This is a genomic window from Deltaproteobacteria bacterium, from assembly GCA_019309045.1.
Taxonomy (GTDB): Bacteria; Desulfobacterota; Syntrophobacteria; order BM002; family BM002; genus JAFDGZ01.
Window position 1 is genome coordinate 1 of record JAFDGZ010000009.1, and the last position, 23,175, is coordinate 23,175.

General features: G+C 53.7%; 21 protein-coding genes. 8 read left to right on the plus strand and 13 right to left on the minus strand.

What is annotated here, in order from left to right:
- From JRI89_03235 to JRI89_03270, 8 genes are all read right to left on the minus strand, one after another.
- On the minus strand, positions 1 to 447 hold a 447-nt coding region (locus tag JRI89_03235; protein ID MBW2070246.1), incomplete at its 3' end, for an acylneuraminate cytidylyltransferase family protein.
- Positions 448 to 461: 14 nt separating this feature from the next.
- Positions 462 to 1,934: an aldehyde dehydrogenase gene (locus JRI89_03240; GenBank protein ID MBW2070247.1), complete on the minus strand. Its 1,473-nt coding sequence runs from the start codon at positions 1,932 to 1,934 to the stop codon at positions 462 to 464.
- A gap of 22 nt (positions 1,935 to 1,956) precedes the next feature.
- Entirely contained in the window at positions 1,957 to 2,769 is an 813-nt protein-coding gene (locus JRI89_03245; GenBank protein MBW2070248.1) for an SDR family oxidoreductase, read from the minus strand.
- Entirely contained in the window at positions 2,766 to 3,842 is a 1,077-nt protein-coding gene (locus tag JRI89_03250; protein ID MBW2070249.1) for an N-acetylneuraminate synthase family protein, read from the minus strand. The genes JRI89_03245 and JRI89_03250 overlap by 4 nt, the downstream gene beginning before the upstream one ends.
- 63 nt (positions 3,843 to 3,905) lie before the next feature.
- Positions 3,906 to 5,108: an aminotransferase class I/II-fold pyridoxal phosphate-dependent enzyme gene (locus JRI89_03255; protein ID MBW2070250.1), complete on the minus strand. Its 1,203-nt coding sequence runs from the start codon at positions 5,106 to 5,108 to the stop codon at positions 3,906 to 3,908.
- A complete protein-coding gene (locus tag JRI89_03260) occupies positions 5,108 to 5,359 on the minus strand; it encodes an acyl carrier protein (protein MBW2070251.1) in 252 nt (83 codons plus the stop codon). The genes JRI89_03255 and JRI89_03260 overlap by 1 nt, the downstream gene beginning before the upstream one ends.
- A gap of 74 nt (positions 5,360 to 5,433) precedes the next feature.
- Positions 5,434 to 6,384 (minus strand): SDR family NAD(P)-dependent oxidoreductase, encoded by a 951-nt coding sequence (locus JRI89_03265; GenBank protein ID MBW2070252.1) that lies wholly within the window; start codon positions 6,382 to 6,384, stop codon positions 5,434 to 5,436.
- Positions 6,385 to 6,407: 23 nt separating this feature from the next.
- Complete coding sequence (locus tag JRI89_03270) at positions 6,408 to 8,189, minus strand: fatty acyl-AMP ligase (GenBank protein ID MBW2070253.1); 1,782 nt, start codon at positions 8,187 to 8,189, stop codon at positions 6,408 to 6,410.
- A 1,049-nt stretch (positions 8,190 to 9,238) separates the two neighbouring features.
- On the opposite strand from JRI89_03270, the gene JRI89_03275 reads away from it, so the two are divergent.
- Together JRI89_03275 and JRI89_03280 are read left to right on the plus strand one after the other, a co-directional pair.
- Positions 9,239 to 10,360, plus strand: coding sequence for an N-acetyltransferase (locus tag JRI89_03275; GenBank protein ID MBW2070254.1), 1,122 nt, complete (start codon positions 9,239 to 9,241; stop codon positions 10,358 to 10,360).
- 172 nt (positions 10,361 to 10,532) lie between these two features.
- Complete coding sequence (locus JRI89_03280; GenBank protein MBW2070255.1) at positions 10,533 to 11,327, plus strand: nucleotidyltransferase family protein; 795 nt, start codon at positions 10,533 to 10,535, stop codon at positions 11,325 to 11,327.
- Positions 11,328 to 11,419: 92 nt separating this feature from the next.
- Here the strand turns inward: JRI89_03280 and JRI89_03285 are convergent, their stop codons facing one another.
- Positions 11,420 to 12,367 (minus strand): metallophosphoesterase, encoded by a 948-nt coding sequence (locus tag JRI89_03285; GenBank protein MBW2070256.1) that lies wholly within the window; start codon positions 12,365 to 12,367, stop codon positions 11,420 to 11,422.
- Positions 12,368 to 12,516: 149 nt separating this feature from the next.
- Between JRI89_03285 and JRI89_03290 the strand changes: the two genes are divergently transcribed.
- Positions 12,517 to 13,653, plus strand: coding sequence for an acylglycerol kinase family protein (locus tag JRI89_03290; protein ID MBW2070257.1), 1,137 nt, complete (start codon positions 12,517 to 12,519; stop codon positions 13,651 to 13,653).
- On the plus strand, positions 13,650 to 14,609 hold the full coding sequence (locus JRI89_03295; GenBank protein ID MBW2070258.1) for a hypothetical protein: 960 nt from the start codon (positions 13,650 to 13,652) through the stop codon (positions 14,607 to 14,609). The genes JRI89_03290 and JRI89_03295 overlap by 4 nt, the downstream gene beginning before the upstream one ends.
- Before the next feature lie 199 nt (positions 14,610 to 14,808).
- On the opposite strand, the gene JRI89_03300 is transcribed toward JRI89_03295, so the two are convergent.
- The 4 genes from JRI89_03300 to JRI89_03315 all read right to left on the minus strand — a co-directional run bounded on the left by JRI89_03300 (position 14,809) and on the right by JRI89_03315 (position 18,402).
- On the minus strand, positions 14,809 to 15,990 hold the full coding sequence (locus JRI89_03300) for a radical SAM protein (protein MBW2070259.1): 1,182 nt from the start codon (positions 15,988 to 15,990) through the stop codon (positions 14,809 to 14,811).
- Positions 15,991 to 16,305: 315 nt separating this feature from the next.
- Positions 16,306 to 16,503 (minus strand): ferredoxin, encoded by a 198-nt coding sequence (locus JRI89_03305; protein ID MBW2070260.1) that lies wholly within the window; start codon positions 16,501 to 16,503, stop codon positions 16,306 to 16,308.
- Positions 16,504 to 16,571: 68 nt separating this feature from the next.
- Complete coding sequence (locus JRI89_03310; protein ID MBW2070261.1) at positions 16,572 to 17,342, minus strand: hypothetical protein; 771 nt, start codon at positions 17,340 to 17,342, stop codon at positions 16,572 to 16,574.
- A 70-nt stretch (positions 17,343 to 17,412) separates the two neighbouring features.
- Positions 17,413 to 18,402, minus strand: a complete 990-nt coding sequence (locus JRI89_03315) for a ketoacyl-ACP synthase III (protein MBW2070262.1) — start codon at positions 18,400 to 18,402, stop codon at positions 17,413 to 17,415.
- A 489-nt stretch (positions 18,403 to 18,891) separates the two neighbouring features.
- Here JRI89_03315 and JRI89_03320 point away from each other — a divergent pair, with 489 nt between their 5' ends.
- From JRI89_03320 to JRI89_03335, 4 genes are all read left to right on the plus strand, one after another.
- Positions 18,892 to 20,001, plus strand: coding sequence for a PAS domain-containing protein (locus tag JRI89_03320; protein ID MBW2070263.1), 1,110 nt, complete (start codon positions 18,892 to 18,894; stop codon positions 19,999 to 20,001).
- A gap of 325 nt (positions 20,002 to 20,326) precedes the next feature.
- The gene (locus tag JRI89_03325; GenBank protein MBW2070264.1) at positions 20,327 to 21,727 is read left to right on the plus strand and encodes a HAMP domain-containing histidine kinase; all 1,401 of its coding nucleotides are present in this window, start codon (positions 20,327 to 20,329) and stop codon (positions 21,725 to 21,727) included.
- A gap of 13 nt (positions 21,728 to 21,740) precedes the next feature.
- The gene (locus JRI89_03330; GenBank protein ID MBW2070265.1) at positions 21,741 to 22,004 is read left to right on the plus strand and encodes a hypothetical protein; all 264 of its coding nucleotides are present in this window, start codon (positions 21,741 to 21,743) and stop codon (positions 22,002 to 22,004) included.
- Between the two features lie 113 nt (positions 22,005 to 22,117).
- Positions 22,118 to 23,053: an RsmB/NOP family class I SAM-dependent RNA methyltransferase gene (locus tag JRI89_03335; GenBank protein MBW2070266.1), complete on the plus strand. Its 936-nt coding sequence runs from the start codon at positions 22,118 to 22,120 to the stop codon at positions 23,051 to 23,053.
- The last annotated feature ends 122 nt before the right edge of the window (positions 23,054 to 23,175 follow it).

Genomic DNA, 23,175 nt, shown 5'->3' on the forward strand with positions numbered 1-23,175 from the left:
ATCAACCCCTTCTTCCTCGAGAAACTCCTGCCAGGCCCGCTGAATGGTCTGCGGCAGCCGAAATGGGCTTGTGGGCCGCAGTATGCTGAAACAGTCGTATTGCCGCTCTTGTTGCCTGAACTGCTCCAGGGTATACTGGACCCATTCGATATCAGGCGACAGATCTTGAGCCAGAGCAGCCGGACGCAGGAAGGGTACCTCTGCGCCATAGTGTCTGGCGATATCTGCATATTGCTCTGAATCGGTGGAGACAACGACGGCAGCAAAGATGCCGCTGTGCAGAGCGGCTGCAATGGTGTAGGCAATGAGAGGATGGCCCAACAGGGGGCGAATGTTCTTGTGGACGAGACGCTTCGAACCTGACCTGCCAGCAGTGGAGGCTGAATGGTATTGCCACAACAGCGCACCTTTACAAACTGCTCGATAAAGTAGCAGCCAGCCAGGCATCCTGCATAACCAGCTCATAACATTGCCGGATCGACATTGAGGTAGACGTCTTTGAGTTCCGAGTAGACGTCAAGAGCCTCAGTGCCCGGCTCTCGCCAACCATTGCCTGACTGCCGCAGACCGCCGAAGGGCATATGTGGTTCGCTGCCATAGGTTCCCGCATTGACCACTGCCACACCTGCTTGAATTTTCTGGGTAAATTCAATGGCGCGGTGAAAACTCCTGGTGTGGATGCAGGCAGTGAGACCGTAGGGTGAATCGTTTGCCATGGCCAGAGCATGCTCAAAGTCCTTGGCCCGGTACAGGCAGGTGATGGGGCCGAACAGTTCTGTTGTGGAAATCTCGTCGTGAGGATCGACATCTTCTATCAGGGTTGGTGCCATGTAAAAGCCGTTCACATGGGCAGGATCGGTCAATCTGTGCCCGCCGGTGATGACGGTGGCTCCATTCTGGACTGCTCGGTCCACTGCAGCAAGCATGTTGTGCAGCTGTTCTTCATTGATGACCGGACCAAAGTCATCCTCGTCCGTGGGCCCCACCTTGAGTCTTGCCGTCCGTTCCACGAGCATATGGCGAAACTGCTCGTAGATCGTCTCGAAGATGATGATACGACTGCCGGCTGCACAGCGCTGCCCTGCATTGCTGAAAGCAGAGAGCAGCACCCATTTGGCTGCGTTGTCCAGATCAGCATCGTCACAGACAATCAGGGGATTCTTGCCGCCGAGTTCCAGTGAAACCTTGGCCAGTCTTCGGCCGGCTATTGCGGCAATCTGGCGGCCAACCTCAGTGGAGCCGGTGAAACTTATGAGCGCCACCTCAGGATCAGCAACCAGAGGGGCGCCTGCTTCCTCGCCGTAGCCCTGGACAATATTGAGAACTCCCGGGGGCAACCCTGCCTCATGGGCAAGTCTGCCGAAAAACCAGGCAGTAGCAGGGGTGTCCTCCGCTGCCTTGAGCACAGCGCTGTTGCCGCAGATCAGGGCGGGGAACACCTTCCAGGCCACATTGGCAATAGGGGTGTTGGCTGCAATTATGAGACCTGCCACCCCTAGAGGCTGCCGAATGGTCATGGCATATTTGTCCGGCACTGCACTGGTGGTGGTGCGGCCATAGAGCCTTCTTCCTTCGCCGGCCATGAACTCACCCTGGGCAATGGCACCCCCAGTTTCACCGAGGGCAGCCTGCAGGGACATGCCGGTTTCCGCTGCTACGATGGCGGCGATCTCATGTTGATGCTGCCGCATGAGCTGGGCAATGTCGTACAGCAGATCGCCGCGTTGTACAGGTGTAAGAGAACCCCACGCTGGCTGCGCTGCCTGCGCCGCCAGCACGGCCCTGCGCACGTCCTCCTTCCTGGAGCGCACTACCCTGCCCAATTGTTGCCCATTGACAGGGGATAACTTGGCAAAGGTTTCCCCAGCTGCAGCCTCACACTCTTGGCCGTCTATCCAATTGAGAACTGTGTCAGGAATCTGTGCCTGCTTCATCTGTGCCTCGTTCTTTCCTATGTTACCAAGCGGTGAAACCTCCATCCACCAGAAGCTCTGTGCCTGTTACGTATGATGAAGCCCTCGAGGCCAGGAAGAGGAGGGGTCCCCGAAGATCCTCAGCTGTGGCCATTCTGCCGAGAGGCACCCGCTCACAGAACTTGCGTTTGAAGTCAGCGTCCTGATCTCCCAGCACCCCGCCGGGAGAGAGCACATTGACGCGGACGCCGTATGGGGCCCACAGGGTTGCCAGATAGCGGCTAAAATTAACCACAGCAGCCTTTGAAGCGCCATATGCCGGCGGCTTCAAGAAAGGCGGCTCGCAGTCAAGGTGATCGTAGAACCTGCTGTCCGGGGCAACGCTGGCGTAGAGCGAACCGATGTTCACAATGGAACCGCGCCGGGCCGCCACCATGTAGCGGCCCACAACCTGGGTAACCTGAAACAGGCCGAGACTGTTTACCTCGAAGATCTGGCGGTTTATGTCCAGGGGGATGTCTTCCAGCAGATAACCTCTAGAGGAACTGCCTGGCGGTTGATCTATGCCCGCGTTATTTACCAATATGGAGGGAGTGCCAAAGAGCTCCAGACATCTCTGCACAGCTTCCTCCAGAGCCCCCCTGTCCCTCACATCAGCTTCGAGAAGCTGTAGCCGGCTGCTGCCAAACCTTTCTGCCAGTTGGGCGAAGTTTTCACAGATCTCCTGAGCCGGCCTGTCCAGGCCGCACACTCGTGCCCCCGCATCGAGCAAGGTCTCTGTCCATATGGGGCCCAGCTTTCCCAGTGCCCCGGTGACAATGGCAACTTCACCCTCCAGACTGAAGATATCACTCAAGATGCCGCCTCCGCCCAACTTTCCGAGCCATTCAACACTTCTAGAGTGATGTCCTCGTCTGCCTTGAGAGCCCGTCTGGTCACTCGACCAACAACTTTATCCAATTCATAGGGGGCCAGACCGTCGCCGGGAGACTTGATGGCAATATCTTCGGCACGAATGGCATAGCCTGCCGGCAGATCACGGGAGGCCACCAGCTTCTTGCCCATTTTTATCATGGGATTCACTTCGCTGTCGTACACCTTCTTGATGCCGTCACCCATGGCGACTCTGAGGCGCCGCAGGTCGCGCACCATCTTTCTGAAGCCGATGGGCTCCAGGGAAAAGGCATGGTCGGTTCCCTTCCAGGTGTGATTCAAGGTGAAGTGTTTCTCGATTACTCTGGCTCCCAGCATGTAACCGGCTACCGCCATAGCAATGCCGTTGTCATGCGACGACAGTCCTATGATGATATCCGGAAATCTTTCACGATAGGTGCTGATTACCCGCAGGTTGAGTTCTTCGAATGCCGCTGGATAGCCGGAGGTGCACTGCAGCAGACAGAGTTGTTTGTTAATGGGCATGATGGCGTCGTAGGCTCGATGGACATCCTCCATGGTCCCACCGCCAGTGCTGACAATCATGGGTTTCTGGAATTTGGCTATGTAGGTGAGTAGCGGTATGTTTTTCAGGTCACCGGAGGCTATCTTGAAGGCCGGCACATCCAGTTTGGCCAGAAAGTCAGCACTGGGAAAGTCAAATGCCGTGGCGAACATGATTATGCCGAGCTCGTTGGCATATTCCTGCAAGGTCTTGTATTCATACCAGCCGAATTCCAGAGCCTCTCTGTGTTCACCGTAGGTAAGACCAAAGCTGTTTTCGTGATCGTATGGTTTGTCATACATTGCCTGGGTGTAGAGTTTGCGGTTGTCGCGTTTCTGCAGTTTGACTGCATCAGCGCCGCATTCCTTGGCCACCTTGAACATTTCTTTCGCCGTCTCCAGGTTTCCCTGATGGTTGTGGCCAATTTCTGCAATGACGAAGCAGTCGCCGTCATCAACGATGTGTTTGCCATCTATGGTCAATTCTCTCATCTGCAACCTCCCTCGTCTCGAGTTTCGAGATACTTATGATAGAAAGTTTCATGTCTATGCCTTTTAATTGCTATCTGTTTCACTCCTGATAGATTCGCGCAGAGAAGCAAAGGCCTGGCTGATATGCTCCACCTGCTGCCGAGTGTGACCGGCGCTGACGCTGCACCTGAGCAGGGCATTGCCATCAGGTGTAGCTGGGGGCAGCACCAGGTTCACATACACTCCGCGCTCCAGCAGCCCACTCCAGAGGAAAAGCGCCTCTTCTGTCCTGGCAAGCCGCACTGCAATAATTGGACTTACTTCTGGGCCGAGAAGGAAATCCATCTCTTTGAGACTCTGGTACAGATAGTGGGCATTGTCCCACAAGCGATGACGCAGCTCCGGTTGGCTGCGCAGAATCTTCAAAGCTGTACGGGTAGAAGCCACGATGGAGGGAGAGGGCGAAGCAGTGAAAATATATGGCCGGCTGGCATAACGGACCAACTCCAGTTCTGGATGGTTGCTGACGCAATATCCCCCGATGGCGCCCAGACTCTTGCTAAAGGTGCCTACTATGAAGTCCACTTGATCTTCCACGCCAGCCTCTTCCGCCAGGCCCCTGCCGTGCTCGCCCAATACGCCCACGGAATGCGCCTCGTCTACCAGAAGATAAGCACCGTAGTCGCTCTTCACCTGGGCTATCTCTTTGAGAGGTGCCCGGTCCCCCAGCATGCTGTAAATGCCTTCCACCAGGATCAGGCTGTTTTCTGTTCGGGATCCCAGACGTCGCAGCCTCTTGGCCAGGTCCGCCGGATTGTTGTGTCGAAAGCGAATAATCTCTGCACCGCTCAGGCGGCAGCCGTCATAAATACTGGCGTGACAGTCGGCGTCGAGCAAAATGACGTCTCCAGGTCCTGCCAGCGCCGAGAGCATCCCCAGATTGGCCACATAACCGGTAGAGAAGACTATAGCACCGTGACAGCCAAAGAAGTCAGCGAGTTCGTGCTCGAGAGCAACGTGTCCATGAAAGGTGCCGTTGGCCATTCGCGATCCCGTGGTCCCTGTGCCTTCTTCGCGGACCGCCCTGCAGGCCGCCTCGATGCAGTCGGGATCAAAAGTGAGGCCCAGATAGTTGTTGGTTCCCACCAGAATGGTACGGCGTCCATTGACAATGGCTTCGGTCGGCGACAGCACCTGCGACATGGTGACATTGATGGAGTCTACGCCACTGTCGGCCAGCGCCTTTCTGCCCTCGGCAAGTGGTCTGAACTTGTCAAAGATAGCCATTACGCTCCTTCCTTGATTATTTCCTGCAGTTGCAGGGCAAAATCTTTCACTGTGCGTACTGTGGGAAGGATATTGAGAGGTATAGATATGTCAAATCTGTCTTCCACCTGGACGAGCAGCTTCATGACCTGCAGGGAATCCAGGCCAAGATCGTCAATGAGATCAGTCTCTTCCGTGAGGGTGCGCCCGTCTTTGACAAAGGGCTGCAGTATTTCACACAGTTGCTCACGTATATCTTGGTAGCTATACATGGGGATCCTCCACTTCCTCGGCATATTCCGGGCAGCAGTGCAGATGCTGCTATCCAAAATATTCTAGCACGGACTCAAGAGGAACACATCCATCTGTTGCCATGTTCGAAGGTTCGCCGCAGACCTTCCTCCAGGGTGACCTGTGGTTGCCAACCGTACATTCGGCTGCAAGCATCATCCTTACACACCCAATTCAAATGGCACAACTCACGTACTTTGTCTGGGGTCAACATGGGGGCGTATCCCAGGAGCCGCGCCATAGACAAGTTGACCAGAGCAGCTGTTCGAAGCAGTGGCTCCGGCACTGAGAAGCAACGGATCCTCCTGTGGCACAAGCGGCCGACAGTGTCCACTACTTCCTGCCAGGTATAGCCGCTGGTCTTGCCGTCATGCAGTTCAATTGCAGCTGCCACACTTTTGCTGCTCCTCAACCAGTGCAGGACTGCCTCAGCAAGGTCTTCCACAAAGAGCAAAGAAAAGCGAGCTTCGGGCGGCCCCAGAACAGGAGCAATGCCCCTGGCCATCAAACGAAAAAGAGGCAACAGTTCCCGATCTTCCGGACCGTATACGGCTGGAGGCCGAAATGCCGTCCAGGCCATTTCCCCTGCCAGCTGTTCCACCATGATCTCACCCTGGCGTTTACTGGCGGCATACATGGACAGCTGAGGCTCTCTGGCAGCCAAAGAAGATATCAACAAAAAACGCGGCACCGGGTGCTGCCTTGTCACAGCCTGCACCAGCCGCGCCACGCCCTCAACGTTTACCCGCTCGAAATCTGTCTTCCAGGCCCCTCGAATCACTCCGGCACAATGGACTACGAAATCTGCTCCCTCTACCAGGCGGCACAAGCTATCGGTATCAGAGAGATCGCCGGGGACGAATTCAATGGAATAGCCTGCAAGAGGGCTGGCCGAAAAGGATGAGCGGAGCAGGGCTTTCACTCGGTACCCTTCGGCCTGCAATCGGCGGGCAATCGCCCTGCCAATAAAACCCGTGCCCCCCGTTAATGCCACAATACGGGTCATAAAACCGTTGCCGGTAACCTTGGTTACACTGCACGCTTGCTATCAGCAGCATAAAATGCTGCCGGCTGGGAACCCAGAAATTGTTCTCGCGGCACCCTTCTCAAAAAGTCCTGCCGGGCTCCCGACCTAGACAACTTGCCCGAGGAGGTGCGGGGCAATGTGTGAGGGGGCACTAATTCAATAAAGCATTCTATACCCAGCTCGGTTCTGATCAATCCTCGCAAGCGGTCTACCAGTTCATTACGTTTGCCAGGGTCTGTCTGGCGACATTGAATTACCAGAACTGCTTCTTCCTCGCCATTAGAGCCTGGCACTGAAAAAGCTGAAGCATCTCCTGTGCGGAGTTCCGGCTGTTTTTCGGCCAGATATTCCAGATCCTGCGGCCAGATATTGCGGCCATTGATAATGATCAGATCCTTTGCCCTGCCCGTGATAATAATGCTGTCCTGACTGCTGTAGCCGATATCGCCGGTGTTCAACCAGCCCTCTGGTGACAACACTTCTGCCGTTGCCCGGGGATCGTCGAAATAGCCGGCCATGACGCTTGGTCCTCGCACAAAAATTGTGCCGCAGTGCCGTTCCGGCAGAGGTCGGCCCAGATCGTCGCGGATTTCAACCTGGAATCCGGGCAGGGCACAGCCACAGTTGACGTAAGTGTTGGTACGGATGCCCCGCTCCTCGTTGTTGCCGGCAACAGGCAAAGCTACGCCGGTTTCGGACAGGTGATCGCCATCCACACAATCAACCTGCAGTCCCTGGCTGAGTGGTGCGAAGGTCACGGCCAGGGAACACTCTGCCATGCCGTAGCAGGCAACAAAAGCATTGCTGTTGAAACCGCAAGGCTGAAGAGCCGCAGCAAACTGTTCAAGGGGTTCAGAACGAATTGTCTCGGCTCCTACACCGGCGACTCGCCAGCAATTTAGATCCAATTCCTCCGTATCCCTTTGGCGCAGTCGCCGTCCGCAAAGCTCGTAGCCGAAGGGAGGGCTGAAAGAAATAGTGCCCCGGTTATTACTTATAAGCGTTAGCCACTGCCTCGGGCGCATGGCAAAATCGCGGGTACTCAAATAATCGACGCTCAACTGGCAGGCCACCGGTCCCAACACAAGGCCTACCAGACCCATATCATGATAATATGGCAGCCAGGACACCGCCCGATCACCCGGCCGCACCTGGAGGCCATACTTGGTGATGCCGCTCAGATTGCTCATGAGCGCCTTTTGGGTGATCATCACACCTCGTGGAAAGCGCGTGCTTCCGGAAGTATACTGCAGATAGGCGATTTCAGTAGCCTGCAGCGGCTGCAGTTCCTTGTCGGCCTTCGGCAGCACGCTGAATTCGGCGGGACTACCATAAAATTTCAGATCCAGCCCGTTGGCAGCTTCTGACAAAAAGGGAAGGAATCCTGACGGTGCCATGGCCACAGATGATTTTGAGATCTGCAGCAATCGCCGCAATCGAGAGACAAAGGCCTTGTGGCCCCCCAGGTGGATGGCAGCGGGAAGCGGCACTGGTACCAGGCCTGCATACTGGCAGGCGAAAAAGAACACCAGGAATTCTGGAGCAGTATCTGCCACCAGTGACACTCGCGCCCCGCGAGGCAAATCGAGGCTGAGAAGCTGTAAAGCCACAAGCCTGGCCTCTTGCCGAAGCTTGGCGTAGGGGAGAACGCTCTGCAGTTTTCCTGCGCCGGTATAAAAATTACAGCCGGTTTCACCCTGAGCTGCATAGTCAAGCGCCTCGGCCAATGTGGAGAAATCCGCGACTCTCAAGGGTAGCTTATTTCCAGTTGGCGTAGCCTTCATAGTACTGTCTGCCTCCCTGTTCACTGCAACCCTCTTTTCCTTGACAATCTGAAGGCTCGAACAAAACGATTATGTAGTAAGCCGCTGTTTTCTTTATAATAGTTTCCTGTTAGACTTGGGCGTCTCTTATATTTTCTGCAATAACACATGTCGTTTCTACATGATCTGTTGGAGAATGTCAAATTTCGCCCTCGAAGGACGAGGTGACTGTAACTTGATTCCACCTAATTGGTTGACCACAGCAAGGTATTCTTTGTCGATATCCTTTGCTGGGTGAAAAACTGCCTCCTGCGGAGCAGCTTTCTTTCATTCACTCTCAGGGAGGTCCTTCTTGCGGTGCACAAAGATAGACACCTGAGACCTCCATGTAGATGCACATAACTATCTCTTCTCTTGGCTGCCTGCAATAAGGTAGTGTCTTTGGTATATATCTAAAGGAAACTGGGTGCGCTCGCCAGTCAGCAGGGGCTCGGTATGCCAGAACATATATACACTACAACTCATCTTGCTTGCTGAAGAGGAATCCTCATCTCTTTCACAAGCAAGCCTGGTTCTGCTTTTTTTGCCTGGTAGGGTGAGCTTCATTCTTTTCTGAATGCTCGCCTGTTAATGCAAGCAGGTACTTGCGATAGGTCTCAAAAGATTACCACCGGCCCAAACCTTGAAACGCACGCTCAAGAAAAATTTCCTCTACCCATTTTTCACTTTGGTTTATGCTCACCCTCGTCTTCGCAATATTTTTATGCAAGTAGACGCCTAAAGATAAGCAATAAATATGCCTAGCACAAGTAAGGACCGCCAGGGCAAATGTCGGCAGTCAGGGCCATGTCGGTCACGTGCTTGAAATAAAGGAGTAATTGGCATAAAAGCATCTAAACAAGGGAATTTTGTTTCCAGATCTCGCCAGGGAGCCAGCACTGGAGTCTTTCTAAACTGTGGGGAAAAACGCACAATAAGGACTTTGACTATGTAGTTTTTGCCACGGTCTCACCGACCATACCAGGAGGCATCGAACGTCGGTGCCCGCCGCGTCGACAAGAGGTGTTCGCATGAGAATTGTGCCAGTAGAGAACCGCCGTCAGCAACAGCAGTTCATCAGACTGCCCTGGAGCATCTATGCAGATGATCCTGCCTGGATCCCTCCTCTGCTGCTGGAACGGCGGCAGCAACTCTCTCCAAAGAATCCCTATTTTGACCATGCTAGATACTGTTCCTGGCTGGCCTACTCGGGTGACAGGCCGGTGGGCCGCATCAGCGCTCAGGTTGACCACCTGTACCAGGAGCGCTACGGAGATGCCACCGGGTTTTTTGGCCTGCTGGAGGCAGAGGACCGGGAGGAACTTTTCCAGAATCTGCTGGACACCGCGGCACGGTGGCTGCGAGAACAGGGGATGCATCGTGTGCTTGGTCCGTTCAATCTTTCCATAAACCAGGAATGTGGCCTGCTGGTAAGTGGCTTCCATCTGCCCCCTTCGATAATGATGGGGCATGCGAAACCTTACTATGCGGTTAGAATTGAGGAGCAAGGCTACCAGGGAGTGAAAGATTTGTTGGCTTACCGCATCGGCATTGACTTCCAGATGTCTTCCTCCATGCGGGCCGTCATGAACAGAGCGGCAAAACGGGTGCAGATCAGGAAATTGGATAGAGCCAATTTCCATCGAGATCTACGCATCATCCAGGACATATTTGAAGACGCCTGGTCGCAAAACTGGGGTTTTGTGCCATTTACTGAGGAGGAGTTCAATCACCTGGGACAGCTGCTGCGGTTTCTGGTGTACGATGATTTCGTACAAATTGCCGAAGTGGACGGCTCCCCTGCCGCCATGATTGTGGGATTTCCAAATTTTAATGAAATCATCTATGATCTGAACGGCAAACTCCTGCCATGGGGCTGGCTCAAATTGTTGTATCGTTTAAAAAGGCGTCCCCCAGTAACCGCACGTGTTGCTCTCATGGGGGTGCGTCGCAGGTACCACAAGAGTTTGTTGGGAGGGGCACTAGCTTTGCTGGTTATAGATGCTGTCAGAACAGTGGGTTTGCGGCGGGGCATAAAAGAGGTGGAACTGTCCTGGATTCTGGAGGATAATACCAATACGCGCAGCGTGATCGAGGCATTGGGAGGTACGGTGTACAAGAGGTACCGTATTTATGGAAAAGAGATAGATTGATGTCGCTATTGCCAGGCTCTCGGATGACACCTCCATCACTGCCTTGACGCCGTACAGTTCCACATGATATTGGCGGCAAAGTTTGCCGCCTGTACCTGGCCAAAGAAAGACTGCCACAACAATCTGGCATGGAGATCATGAGACCATGAGCAGGAAGACAGACACAGGGGCCATGGCTTGTTCACGGTTTACGGCAGTGGTACTCGCGGCCGACCGTGGGGCAGACGATCCTGTGGCCAGGGCTGCTGGCGTATGTTGCAAGTCCTTGACGCCCATAGGCGACAGGGCAATGGTGCTGCATGTTGTCGATGCCCTGCGGGCTGCGCGGGAGGTGCGGCAGATAATTTTGTGCGGCCCACCTCGAGAGACCATTGCCAGAGACAGAGAGTTGTCAACCCTGGTCTCCTCAGGAGAGGTGAGATGGATTGCCAACCGGGAGACGCCGAGTACGAGCACGCACCATGTGCTGGCCACGCTGTCTGATGATCTTCCCGTGCTGGTCACCACCTCCGACCACGCCCTGTTGAACTCTCATATGGTGGACCACTTCTGTACTGAAGCACGCAGATCTGGGTGTGATGTGGTTGCCGGTGTAGCCGCACACCATGAGGTCCAGGCAGCCTATCCTGAGACAAAGAGAACGGCCATCAGGCTGCAGGATGGGGCCTATTGCGGCTGCAATCTCTTTGCCTTTCTTACTGGTGTCGGCCGCAGGGCAGCCTCTCATTGGAAGACCGTGGAAAAGAAACGGAAGAAGCCCCTACATCTTGTGAGTAGTTTTGGCCCGCTGACCCTGCTCCGATTTGCCCTGGGAAAACTCACCTCACAAGAAGCGCTCAGCAGGGTTTCCCGGAAGTTTGGTCTCAGAGCAGGAATAGTGCTGCTGCCCTTCCCAGAGGCGGCAATCGATGTGGATACTCCCAGTGATTGGCAGCTAGTGCAGAGGATTGTCGCCGGCCGCTCATGAACAAGGGCAAACTCTTTATATCTTATCCTGCCGGGGGAAAATCTGCGCAGAAAATATCCACTGCTTCACCAACAAGGGCCGCTGCGGCAACACTACAGGCGGCAGATATGGAAACACCTTTCGCCGGCGCTGGAGAAGCGTCCTGTATCCGGGCGGTAGCTTCGGCTGGAAACTTTCACTTGCCAACCGGCTGGTAATTGTCTGAGGTAAATTACATGGTATTCTGCCTGTCGCCTGGGTTTGTTGCTGACTGCAGAAGCCGAAGAAACGCCGACGACTGGCAGTTCACCCACATCTGTCTCTATGGAGGTAGCTACCGTACGGTGAACATGGCCATGCAGGAGCAGTTCGGCTCCTCCTTGGCAGAGCACGCCAAGCAGGGCCGCCCCGTCCGTGAGTCGCTTGCGCCAGCCCACCAGATGCTGCAGAGGTGGGTGATGAATCAAGACTATTCTAAATAAACCAGCCTTGCCAGTGTCCTGCAAAATATCTTTCAATCTTGCCAGCTGCCTGCCCCCAACACTACCGGTGGCCAGAAAGGGACGACTCGGGCACGCCGTGGAAACTCCAATCAAAGCGACGCTGCCTCGCAGGCGGAGGCTGGGGAAAAATTCATCACCAGCCTCGTTGTTGTTCTGCCTGCTGGGGGTTGCTGCGGCATCAGAGACCATATACTCCTGCCAACAGGCAAGACTCTGTGGCCAGGCAGTGGAGACGTAACAGTCGTGGTTGCCGGGAACAACAGTGACATCTGCGGGTGCTCCCAGTGAGCAGAGCCACTGTCTGGCCTGCTCGAATTCATGCGGTAGAGCCAGATTGGTCAGGTCTCCGGTAATTGCCACATGGTCTGGTCTGATCATCTGGAGATCCTGGCGCATGGCCAGAAGCACCTCTCGTCTGTGTTCAAAACGTCTGCGTCGCCACCAGCTCAAGTAGCCCAGCAGCCGCTTGTTCAACAGTTGTTTGAGATGCAGCCCTTCAGGTGAAGACAGGTGAGGATCAGAGAGATGTGCCAGCACAAAAGCGTGCTGGTCCGCCACAGAGGCATCTGCTGAGTTGCAATACATGGACTTGCTTGACTGCAGGTGCTTTACAGAAGCCATGGTGGCACTATACAATAGCTGCCACTGTTTGGCTATCCGTGCTTTCAAAATGGCTATGCCGACCCAGGGCCACAGAGGGCATTTTCATGCCGAGGGCGGACCGCATCAGAGGCAGTTGCCGCTGGCATCTCAGTGATGCGAACCGGTATGCCTGCAAGGTTGACAACGTGACGAATAGACCCGGGACGATCGACGCTGTAGACAGGGTCGCAACTTTGGCCGCGCCAGTTGAAGCTGCTGTCTCTCCGCAGCTGGCAAAAGGGCCACTGAGGGTGGGAGTTCTCAGTAATCCTCTCAGTGGGGGCAACAGCGGGGGGCTAGAAAAGGTACAGCGAATTCTGGCAGAATGTCCGCATGCTGTTCACCGGACAGCACACTCGCCTGTTGGCATTGCTGCTGCCCTGGCCGAGTTGTCTCGAGAACAGGTGGACATGGTGGCCATCAATGGTGGAGACGGCACCATCCAGGCGGTTCTGACCGCGCTTTTCAACCAGCAATTGTTTGACCACTTTCCTCTCCTGGCAGTTTTGCGTGCGGGTACCGACAGCATCATTGCCAGAGACGTGGGTTTGAGAGGTTCACGTGATCGGGCCCTGAAAGTACTTCTCAACTGGGCCAATACCAGGGCTGGCCATGCCGAGCTCATCCAGCGGACGGTCATGCGGCTGGATGGTACAGGCAAGAGATCACCTCTATATGGCTTCATCTTTGGCGCAGCCTCCATATACCAGGGCATCTTGTTTTGTCACCGGCAGGTATATCGGCTGGGACTTCATGGCGAGATTGCTCCCAGCCTGACGCTGGTTCGCTTTCTCTTGGCACTTGCCAGCAGAGGCAGAAATTATCTGGCTGCGGAACCCATGCGCTTGCGGCTCGACAGAGGCCCTGCCACGGAGCAAGATTACGTCTTTCTGCTGGTAACCACGCTGGAACGGCTGTTTTTGGGCATGCGGCCCTTCTGGGGCGAGGAAAAGGCGCCGCTTCACTATACTGCTGTTGCCTCCCAGTACCGTCACCTTGCCTCTGCCCTGCCAGCAATCATTCGGGGCAGGAAAGGCCGGTATGGCAGGGCAGATTGCGGCTATTTCAGCCACAATGTCCATGAGATAGAATTATGTTTCGCCGGAGGGTTTACCGTTGATGGCGAACTTTATCAACCGGCTTGCAGCCGCAGATCTATAGTCATTAAAGAGGGCGGCCAGGTGTTTTTCCTGCAGTTATGAATACGGCAATCACTGGTCAACTTGTCTCTGTCATCGAAGGACATTCTCTTCGAGAGGTTCCACCTGGGACTGCTGTTCTTGCCAGCAAGCTGCTCGAGCGCTATGGTGCAACTGTTCAGGCAATTCTTTTTTACGGCTCTTCTCTGCGTACTGGCGACGAAACAGACAGTATTGTCGACCTGTACGTCCTGGTTGATGACTACTACAGCGCCTATGGGAGCTGGCTGCAAGCCACGCTGAACAGGCTGCTTCCTCCGAACGTCTTCTATATGCAGGCATGTACGGAAAGAGGAGTAGTTCGAGCCAAATACGGCGTTCTCTCCCTGGAAGATTTCCGGCGCGGCACCTCATTTGCCTGGTTTCACTCCTATATATGGGGCAGGTTTGCCCAGCCTGCAGCCATCCTCTACAGCAAGAATCAAGAGGTCATGGCAGAGATCCATGCTGCCCAGGCACAGGCTGTGGTTACCTTCATTAATCGGGTAGTGCCACAGATGGGCCAACACTTCACTGCGAGGCAACTGTGGGTTTGGGGACTGTCCCTGAGTTATGGGGCGGAGCTGCGGGCAGAGAAACCGCAGAGTCTAGGACGGCTGTATGATTGTGCTCCGGACTACTATGAGACAATTACCCATATCGTGTTGAGCTCACTGCCTTACGCCGTGGAAGCGAGAAACACGAACACCACTGTCGACTATGCCGCCCTGGTGCCGCCCTGGATGCAGCGTCGGAATCGACTTGCCTGGATTCTGCGAACTTTTCAGGGGAAGATTCTCTCTGTACTGCGGCTATTGAAAGCAGCGTTTACATTTGAGGATGGACTCGAATACGTCTTGTGGAAGATTGAGAGGCATTCCGGAGTGAAGGTGGAAGTCTCCCGGAGGCTGCAGCAGCATCCCCTGCTGGCGGCGGCAGTTCTTTCCTGGCGCCTCTATCGTCGCAAAGCTTTTCGTTAGGGTGCGCCAGCAGGCGGAGATCTGCGCCCGCCAAGGCCACACGATACTGTGCACCACCAGGGGGTCTCAGAGAGCAGGACTCAAAAGGCTGCTGCTGGCACCTGCCAACAAGGCCGGCACAAGGAGCCTCGACCGGTAGGTGGCCCGCTTCCCAGAGAGCCCTCACCTTTCCATCCAGGTAAGCAATTTTGCGATCAGGCTATTTGCCGGTCTTTGGCACGGTATTGACAAAGGTGCCGTAGTTGTTCATCTCTTCCAAGCGGCAGCTCCACACCAATTTACCATCGTGCACCGTGATGTCTGGACAGCCGTCGCACATGTCCATGCTCTGCACATAGGCAGTACGCCAGAAGTTCAGGGGATTGCCAAGCATTTTTGCCAACACCCTGTGCATACTGTCTCTCATTTGCTTGTCGAGCAAACCGCCTACAATTGCGGCCAGCTTTCCATGAGACATACTCTTTGGCCTGGCATAGGAGAGGTATCTGCCGGTGAACAGATGGTTCATTGTCTGGACCAATTCGATGAATCTGGGTGAGACGTAGCCCAGTGTCTCGCCATTGAGAACTATTCTGTTGGCAAGAAGCCACTTGAAGGAATTGGGGTTTGCCGTGCCGTTCAAATAGGCGCACGGGCTGTAGAGGGGATCTGCCTCCCTGATTTTTTCAACTACATCTGCTGCCTTTAGAGGTCTGGCGCCGCCCCAGGCGGTTTCCTTGTAAGTTGCTTCGAGAGGAATTTTCTTGCCGTGAGCATAGAAGTCAAAATCCACGGCAAATTCCGGTGATCGATAGAGAATAAACACTATAGTCTGGACGATATCCGCATGTTGTTCCGCCCAGGACACCATGCTCGGGACTTCATGCACCGTATTTTCTGACACCGTGGCATTGAATGAACAGGCAAGTCCTCCCACCCGGGCTAACATCCGGGCATAGTGCAGCCGCAGATCATTGAGTTCCGTCTCTGTGGTGGCTGCCGTATCTGGCCGTCTCTGGCTGGTATCGATATGGAAAGTAAAGCCAAAGACGCCCGCCTCTTTGAGCTCCTTTAACAGGCTCTCATTGAGTGCCAGACCATTGGTATTGACAATGGGCTTCCAGCCCATGTCTCTTACCATTCTTACCAGCTCCACAATGTGAGGATAGACCAGAGGATCTCCTCCTGCAATGCTCATACAGTCGCTCTTCCTGAGGCTCCTGAATACTTCGAGATCGGCACGCACTTCTGCCAGCGTCTTGTGGCCATGGCTGCCCGTATCCCGGTAGCAGCCCTCGCAACGCAGATTGCACAATGTGGTCGGCTCCAGCCAGGAAATGCCATTATCGGCATAGTTCCAGGGTAACCGATAGTAGTCCAGATGATTGAGTTGAACGGCCATTGCTTTATCCCTCACTGATCTATAGTGGGCTCGAGCAGATGCCCAGCAGCTCGAATTTTATAAGCAGCAGCAAGGCAGGCGCAATATGAGCATCCACTGGGCAGCGCACCGGTTGCCTGGCTGTCATTCTGCTTCACCATGGCACTAGCGGCTTGTGGGCAATGAACCTCCGATGTATCTGAGACCATGATGTCCTCGAGCTGCCAGAGCCAGAACCTGGTATTAATCCAGGTCAAAAGGCAGCTATTTTGACCTACTGCCAGTTTCCTGTCAAGGCAAGAGTGACTATGATCAGGCCATAATGGGCGGAGCAGCCTATTTTTCTTGCCAGCATATGCAGTCTTCCGGGCAGATGTTGATTGCTTCCTGAACCTTCTCTTCCGGGTATTCTGCCAGCTGCACAACCTCTATGTAGCCAGCACACTCGTGTAGATGAAATACTTCGGGACACACCGAGATGCAGCCGCCACAATAGCTGCAGTCGCTGAGATCTATGGCAGGCACTTTGGCCATTGGCTCTGCCCCGTACGCTGAAAGTTCTGCTTGTGGGCCGTGCAGGGCCTCAATCCAGTCGAGATATCTCAAGAAATAGCCGCCTCGTCTATCCAGAGGTCAGGTAGAGTGTTGACCAGGCGGGCAACCCCAGACCTGTCTCCAGTGGCCACGACCTGCTGTACCAGAAGAAGCTTCTGCTGTACAGCCTCTGCGAAACCCATGACCAGGGAGGTGCAGAGAAAACTGAAGTCGGCAAAGTAGCTGTTTCTGAACACCTGGTGCCATGGATTGAGCTGGCAGGAAAGTGCACCTACCAGTTCAGCTGTCTGGAGCAGCATTTCGTCTTCCACCACAGCGCCTCCCTCTGTTTCTACATTGGTACAGTATGGCAGCTGAAAGTCAATGACCTGTCTAGGCAGTGAAACTCCCAGAGAATGCCACTGGTGGCGCAAAAGGGATTTGGCTTGTCTGTCACTCGCCAGCTGCTGCTGATAGCATTGTTGAGACCACAGGCCGTAGGAGCGGCAGCCAAAAAACCTGTCTTCATAAATGACGCATTCCACCTCTTCCAGAAAGGGGCAGCTGGTGACTTCGAGAGGATTCATGAAAAAATAGCGATAGATCTTCCGGCAGATATCTCTTCTGCGCGGAGGTGCCAATTGCTCGAGCCGTTGCAGCACTTTCAGGGCCTCCACCAGGCTCACCTCTGGAAGCAAAGAACAGCACAAAGTTCGCCGCTTGCACCGCGTTCTAGGCAGCAAGGCGTAAACTTCGGCCAGGCCTCTCTGCTGCTCTCGAGAGTGTTCTCGCAAATAGTTCAATACCCTGTAAGATATTATCTGCATAATTCCAGCCAATCTGAGGCCTCCGGTCGAGCGCCTCTAGGGCTTGCGGCGGCCGGCCATAACCCATTTGACGAAGCTTCTCTCACCAGCGCAGCAGACAACTGCCCCAGGTGAGTCCTCCACCAAAGCCGCAGAGCAGCACATAATCGCCCTTGCTGATCTGTCCCTGGCGCACCGCCTCATCCAGGGCAACCGCCATGCTGGCCGAGGACATGTTGCCGTACCTGTCGATATTGACAAAGATCTTCTCCATAGGGATTTTCAGTTTTTTTGCCATGGCCTGCATAATTCGCAGGTTTGCCTGATGGGGTATGATGAGGGAGATCTCTTCGAGGCTGAGGCCGTTTCTCTCCACGGCTTCCTCGCAGGCCTGTGTGAAGTGTGCCACCGCCACTTTGAATGTCGAGGGAGCATCTAGCAGTCGCAGATAGTGGAGACCCTGGTCCACACTTTCATGGCTGATGGGAGTAGTCTTAGATCCGCCGCCGGGCATGAGGAGATTTGCCCCGCCTGAGCCGTCTGTATGGAGAATTGTGGAGATGATTTCAGCGCCATTGTTGACCTCGCTTTCAAGTACTGCGGCGCCAGCACCGTCTCCCCAGAGGATGCATGAACTGCGATCCTGCCAATTGACCGTGCGGCTCATTACCTCGGCGGCAACCACCAGAGCCGTATGATAGGTGCCATTCTTGAGATATTGTTCGGCTACAGACAGTGCAAAAATGAAACCGCAACACGCTGCTGTCACGTCGAAGGAAACTGCCTTGGCAGCCTTGATCTTGCTTTCCAGCCAATTTGCCCCCGACGGACAACAGGTATCAGGAGTTATGGTTGCCATGACAATAAGATCCAGGTCAGCTGCCCTTCTGCCCGCCTGCGACAAAGCCTGCAGGGCAGCTTCTCTTGCTAGATCAGAGCTGCTTTGCTCAGTAGAGGCCACTCTTCTCTCCTTAATACCTGTACGCTTTCGAATCCACTCATCGGAGGTCTCCACCATGCCTTCGAGGTCAAAATTAGTCAGAACGGCTTTTGGCAAGTAGGATCCGGTGCCTGTAATTCTTATGGATTTCATGGGGCTCCTCTCGCTGGCCAGCATCCCTCTGCAACCCTTTGTCAAAGTCAGCGGGCGGTCTCCGCTCTGCTATGCTGCTGGTCATCATGGCATGCTCATTGGTGGGGACTGCCCCCGCCCAGGTGCCCAGCGCCATATGATTGCCACCACTGCCTGCCTGGAGTCTATTGCAGAATCTTAAACAGACTGTACTCATTCGTCCAGTGAGAAAAAGAAAAAGGATTTTTTTCAAATGCCTTCATTTTGTTGTTGAGAATTTGGCAAAAATCTTTTAGACTGCGTGCCTAGAATTTTTCGCCGGCAGATTGCCCAGGCTGACATTGCGAGACCGCCATAAAATGGCGCCACAGCCCTCGGAATGGATCTGTGGAGTGAACAGCCTGAAAAGGCCGCAATGGCAGACAGCTGTGGGTATTGTTTAGGTGAGACCAACGGGCTTGCCAAGGCAGGGCACACCCGGTAGATGAATACGGCGCGGGGATGTGTTTGATGCGTTCTTCTCCTCACTGCTCAACCGCCCTTGCTGACTTTGCTGGTGCACAACAAATAGAGAGGTACCGGCGATTATTGGAAAACGGCCCAGTGGTTACCTATACCCTGGACAGCAAGCTGCAAACTCTCTACATCAGCCCCTATTGCCAGCATATATTCGGTTGCAGCCATCAAGAAATCATAAACGACTTTTCCTTCTGGGACCACCACATTCATCCCGAGGACAGAGGTCGCGTCTGCCGCCGCCGGCAGCGGCATCTCGAGGAGGGTGGCCCTTTTACCCTCGAGTATCGGGCAATTCATCGCGACAGCACCACCCGTCACATTATAAACCACTGCCTGCCAGTTTCTGACAACGGCAGTCTCCAGTATATCGATGGTTTTGTGTACGACATTACCGCTAGGAAGCACCTGGAAGAACAGCTGGCTCTGGCAGAAAAGATCAAACTTCTCAACGAGCTCTCCCTCAGCGTGGCCCACGAGATTCGCAACCCGCTCACTTCGATAGGCGGCTTTGCCCGCTTGCTCTACAGGCGGATGACGGCAGATGACAAGAACCGCCATCATTTGGAAATAATATTAAAGGAAGTAGCTCGCCTGGAAGACACCGTCAATAGAGTTCTAGATAATCTCAAACAGATACGCTTGAGACCTGTGATGAGTGATATCAATGAGGTTGTCACCACTGTACTGGACTGCTTCCAGCAGGAGTTGCAGCACAGGGGCATCAGCATGCGGCTGCGGTTGAGTCGCGAGGTGCCGCTGCTGAGGATAGATCCCCATCTCATGGAGCAAGCCTTGAGCTCCGTTATTCACCGTATGCTGAGAACTACTCAGAGCAGCGGCGATCTATGTATTGCCACCTTCAAAGACAAGCTCGAGGCAGTGATCGAGATACAGAGCTCAGGTTGGAACTCGGCTCCTGCAACAGAGAGCCAACTGTTCTTCCCATTCTATCGGGAGGCCACCTTTGCCAACGACAGCGTTGCACTGTCCCTAGCGCAGCAGATAATCGCTGAACACGGTGGCCATATGGTGCTGAGAAACGGCTCCACATCGCCGCCTGTTCTCGTTGTCACTTTGCCAATTCCTGACTCGACGCACTGACAAGCTTTCAGGTCAGCCAATCGCCAGCCAGCCAGGATCCCCGCCACTCACCTGCACGCCAGCTTCTTTAGCTTTCATCAGCACATTTTATGAGGCGCATTCCAGTTGCCACTGTTTGCCTTCCCCTGCCACAAGAGTTGCCCTTTTGGCTTCAAGAAATGGGAAAATGCTGAAGGCCCTTGCATTGGAGGCTGCGGACCTTATAAGATATATATAATATTTGCTGACCACAGGAGGGAGCAGCCAGGCGCCACTGAGCTGCACGGACATGCCGGTGCTGCCGAGCACTGCCAGCCGCATTAAATAGAGGCTTATAGGGGTACTCATGGTTCAGAGTCAACTGGAAAATGTCCGGGAAAAGATCAGGAAAAAGAAAGAGAATTATACAAACTACAATTTCAAGCGGCTCCAGGAAGAGGCCTTTGCCACTTTTTTTGACCTGGCGCAAGAATATACCTCTCTGGACAACTTGTATCTGGTGTGCACCCTGGTCCCCAAAGAATTTTTCGGGGTAGATTCACGGCTATACCTGGTAGATGACGAAAACGACACTTTGCGGATTGTCTGCTCCAGCATCAAGGGCCTGGATGATGCGTGTAAGCCAGATGCCCCTGAAATCAAGATTCACAATGAACCATATTTCATTGGGGAATCCTATGTTATTCCCATCCGGGGAAACAAAGCGCTGAGTGATCTGCTGCCGATACAGCAATTCAAGCAGATTATAGGGATGTTCGAACTTTTCCCCAGCGATAAAATCAGCGACCAGGAAAGATTTTTTCTAGAAAAGTTCACCAATCGCATAGGCTACAATCTGCACCAGAAGCAGCTTATTCATCAGAACCTGCACCACATAAAATTTATAAATCAACTGGTAGCTGATATTGAACATAATGTTATTTCTCCCAATATTTACTATCGGCTGTTCCTGAAAAAATTACAGAAATGTATTGACGAAAATCGTAGGATTAAAGAAAAAGTACACGAATTAGTGTCATTTTGCCCAGAAATAGATAATAAAACGTGCGCAAAATTAAGAGACATTTATAATTCAATCGGAGATAATACTGAAGCTTTACTAGATGCAGCTAAAGAAATGGAAAGACACTACGAGCATACCAGTCTCTACCTCGAAACACTGCTGAGAAGAGAGCACTTTCGTCGAGGCACTTATGTGCTCCGTAAACAGAGATGTAACTTTAAAACTGAAATTATTGAACCAATACTTGCGCGATATCGTCACCGTCTCGAACAGAAGAATATCAAAATTGACAATCGCTTAGAGGATGTCCCCGATGAATTGCTTGAACTGGTGGTGGACAAAGGGTTATTGGCCCAAGTCTATGACAACTTTTTTTCCAACGCAGCCAAATACACTCAAGAAATTGTCGACAACTATGGTTCGCGCGTCAAATTTGTCTCGTACGGCAAGAGGATTCTGAAAGATTACTTTGGCAGAGGGGTTGATGGTATAAAGTTTAGTGTGTTTACCACGGGAAAGCCCATACCAGCCGCCGAGGTGGCCAGACTTTTTGATGAAGGGTATCGGCGGCCGGGCAGTGATCTCGAGGTGGGCAGCGGGCACGGACTTCATTTTGTCCGGCACATTATTGAGATCCATGGAGGAGAGGTGGGGGTCGATCCTCAAAAGTACGGCAACTCCTTTTTCTTCATCTTACCCTTACGCCGCAACCAAATAGGTATGTCTGCAGGGGTGGCAGTATAAAGAGTGTGTCAAGGTGAAAACTCTTGTCTGGTGGCTATTGCGCAGTGCAAGCGCGCTGCTTTCCCTCTTTTTTCTCTTTTTTGGCATAGAGTTGTGCCGAGCCGCCTTTCGTCTCGAGCAGCCTCACGAGTTTATTCTCACCTTTTTTGCCTCAAGTTTCATCATCCTGATCAGTGCAGTACTCCTAGTTGGAGCAGCGGTGCGCATGATCAACCGTTTGCGACAGCCGCAAACGCCAGCTGATTTTTCTAGAGATGATCCTCCTGATTCGTCCTAGGCCCGGGCCCTGAAGTTATAGGAAGCACACCAGGGTGGAGGCCACAAAACAGCAGGGTTGTTGTGACTGGCGGAACATGACGAGCACCAGAGAAAGCTGAGCTTTACAGTGGCATGAATTGCCTGCAACCTGAAATTGTCAACAAGGTGGCTGAGCTCTTTGCTGCCTACCAGGGAATTATTCCCGACTATGCGGCCTTTTGCCGCCGGGTCTGTCAACCTCTGCCGCTCTATCTTCGCATCAATACTCTAAAGACTACTGTTGGAGCAGCCAGGTCCAGACTGGAGCAACGGGGAGTCTTGTTGGAGCCTGTGGCAGAGTTGGCTTTTCTCTTCAAGGCTGCTGGAGTTGAGCAGCCTGGCCACCTTTTCGAGTTTGCCCTTGGTCATATCCACAGCCAGACCTACACTTCGGCGCTGGCAGCCGTTGTCTTGGAAGCTGCTGCAGGTCATGTGGTGCTCGACCTGTGCGCCTCGCCGGGCAGCAAGACCACTCTTCTTGCCCAGCTCATGGGAAACCGTGGCCTTATCGTGGCCAATGACAAGAGCACCGCCCGTCTCGTTGCTCTGAGGTCGAATCTGAAAAGACTTGGGGTCGCCAATACCATCACCACCCGATATGGTGGGCAGCACTTTCCCGGCCGCTGCAAGTTCGACCGAATACTGGTGGATGTGCCGTGTTCCGCGGAGGGCTCGCTACGGCTGACATCGACTGGCAAGCTCCCCAGAAGGCAGAGGAGGATTTCCAGGTTGCCCTCGCTGCAGAAACAGCTGCTTGTGCGAGCCTTCGATCTTCTCAAGCCGCAAGGAATTTTGCTATATTCAACCTGCACCTACAACCCTGATGAAAATGAAAGTGTGGTCCAGTTTCTTCTGGAAAACAGGCCGGCTGTTATTCTACCCATACGGCTAGCTGTGCCTCATGCGCCGGGTCTATCTTGCTGGCGAGCGCTAAACTATGAAACTTCCCTCAAAGAGTGCTGGCGATTCTATCCGCACCAGGTCGACAGTGTGGGATTCTTCATGGCCAAGATTGCTCCAAGGTGCTGACAGGGAGCAGCTGCTCGAATTTCTCTGGCAGCGCTTTGGCATGTCCCCAGTTATTTTCGAGCACTACTCACTCTGGCAAAAAGGTGCGTCTGTCTGGCTACTCGCCGCAGATGTGCCTTTGA

Coding starts and splice junctions, on each gene's coding strand:
- JRI89_03275 (MBW2070254.1), top strand. CDS start 9,239: ATGAGAATTGTGCCAGTAGAGAACCGCCGTCAGCAACAGCAGTTCATC.
- JRI89_03290 (MBW2070257.1), top strand. CDS start 12,517: ATGCCGAGGGCGGACCGCATCAGAGGCAGTTGCCGCTGGCATCTCAGT.
- JRI89_03295 (MBW2070258.1), top strand. CDS start 13,650: ATGAATACGGCAATCACTGGTCAACTTGTCTCTGTCATCGAAGGACAT.
- JRI89_03240 (MBW2070247.1), bottom strand. CDS start 1,934: ATGAAGCAGGCACAGATTCCTGACACAGTTCTCAATTGGATAGACGGC.
- JRI89_03335 (MBW2070266.1), top strand. CDS start 22,118: ATGAATTGCCTGCAACCTGAAATTGTCAACAAGGTGGCTGAGCTCTTT.
- JRI89_03265 (MBW2070252.1), bottom strand. CDS start 6,384: ATGACCCGTATTGTGGCATTAACGGGGGGCACGGGTTTTATTGGCAGG.
- JRI89_03250 (MBW2070249.1), bottom strand. CDS start 3,842: ATGAGAGAATTGACCATAGATGGCAAACACATCGTTGATGACGGCGAC.
- JRI89_03305 (MBW2070260.1), bottom strand. CDS start 16,503: ATGGCCAAAGTGCCTGCCATAGATCTCAGCGACTGCAGCTATTGTGGC.
- JRI89_03320 (MBW2070263.1), top strand. CDS start 18,892: ATGCGTTCTTCTCCTCACTGCTCAACCGCCCTTGCTGACTTTGCTGGT.
- JRI89_03260 (MBW2070251.1), bottom strand. CDS start 5,359: ATGTATAGCTACCAAGATATACGTGAGCAACTGTGTGAAATACTGCAG.
- JRI89_03325 (MBW2070264.1), top strand. CDS start 20,327: ATGGTTCAGAGTCAACTGGAAAATGTCCGGGAAAAGATCAGGAAAAAG.
- JRI89_03300 (MBW2070259.1), bottom strand. CDS start 15,990: ATGGCCGTTCAACTCAATCATCTGGACTACTATCGGTTACCCTGGAAC.
- JRI89_03315 (MBW2070262.1), bottom strand. CDS start 18,402: ATGAAATCCATAAGAATTACAGGCACCGGATCCTACTTGCCAAAAGCC.
- JRI89_03280 (MBW2070255.1), top strand. CDS start 10,533: ATGGCTTGTTCACGGTTTACGGCAGTGGTACTCGCGGCCGACCGTGGG.
- JRI89_03255 (MBW2070250.1), bottom strand. CDS start 5,108: ATGGCTATCTTTGACAAGTTCAGACCACTTGCCGAGGGCAGAAAGGCG.
- JRI89_03270 (MBW2070253.1), bottom strand. CDS start 8,189: ATGAAGGCTACGCCAACTGGAAATAAGCTACCCTTGAGAGTCGCGGAT.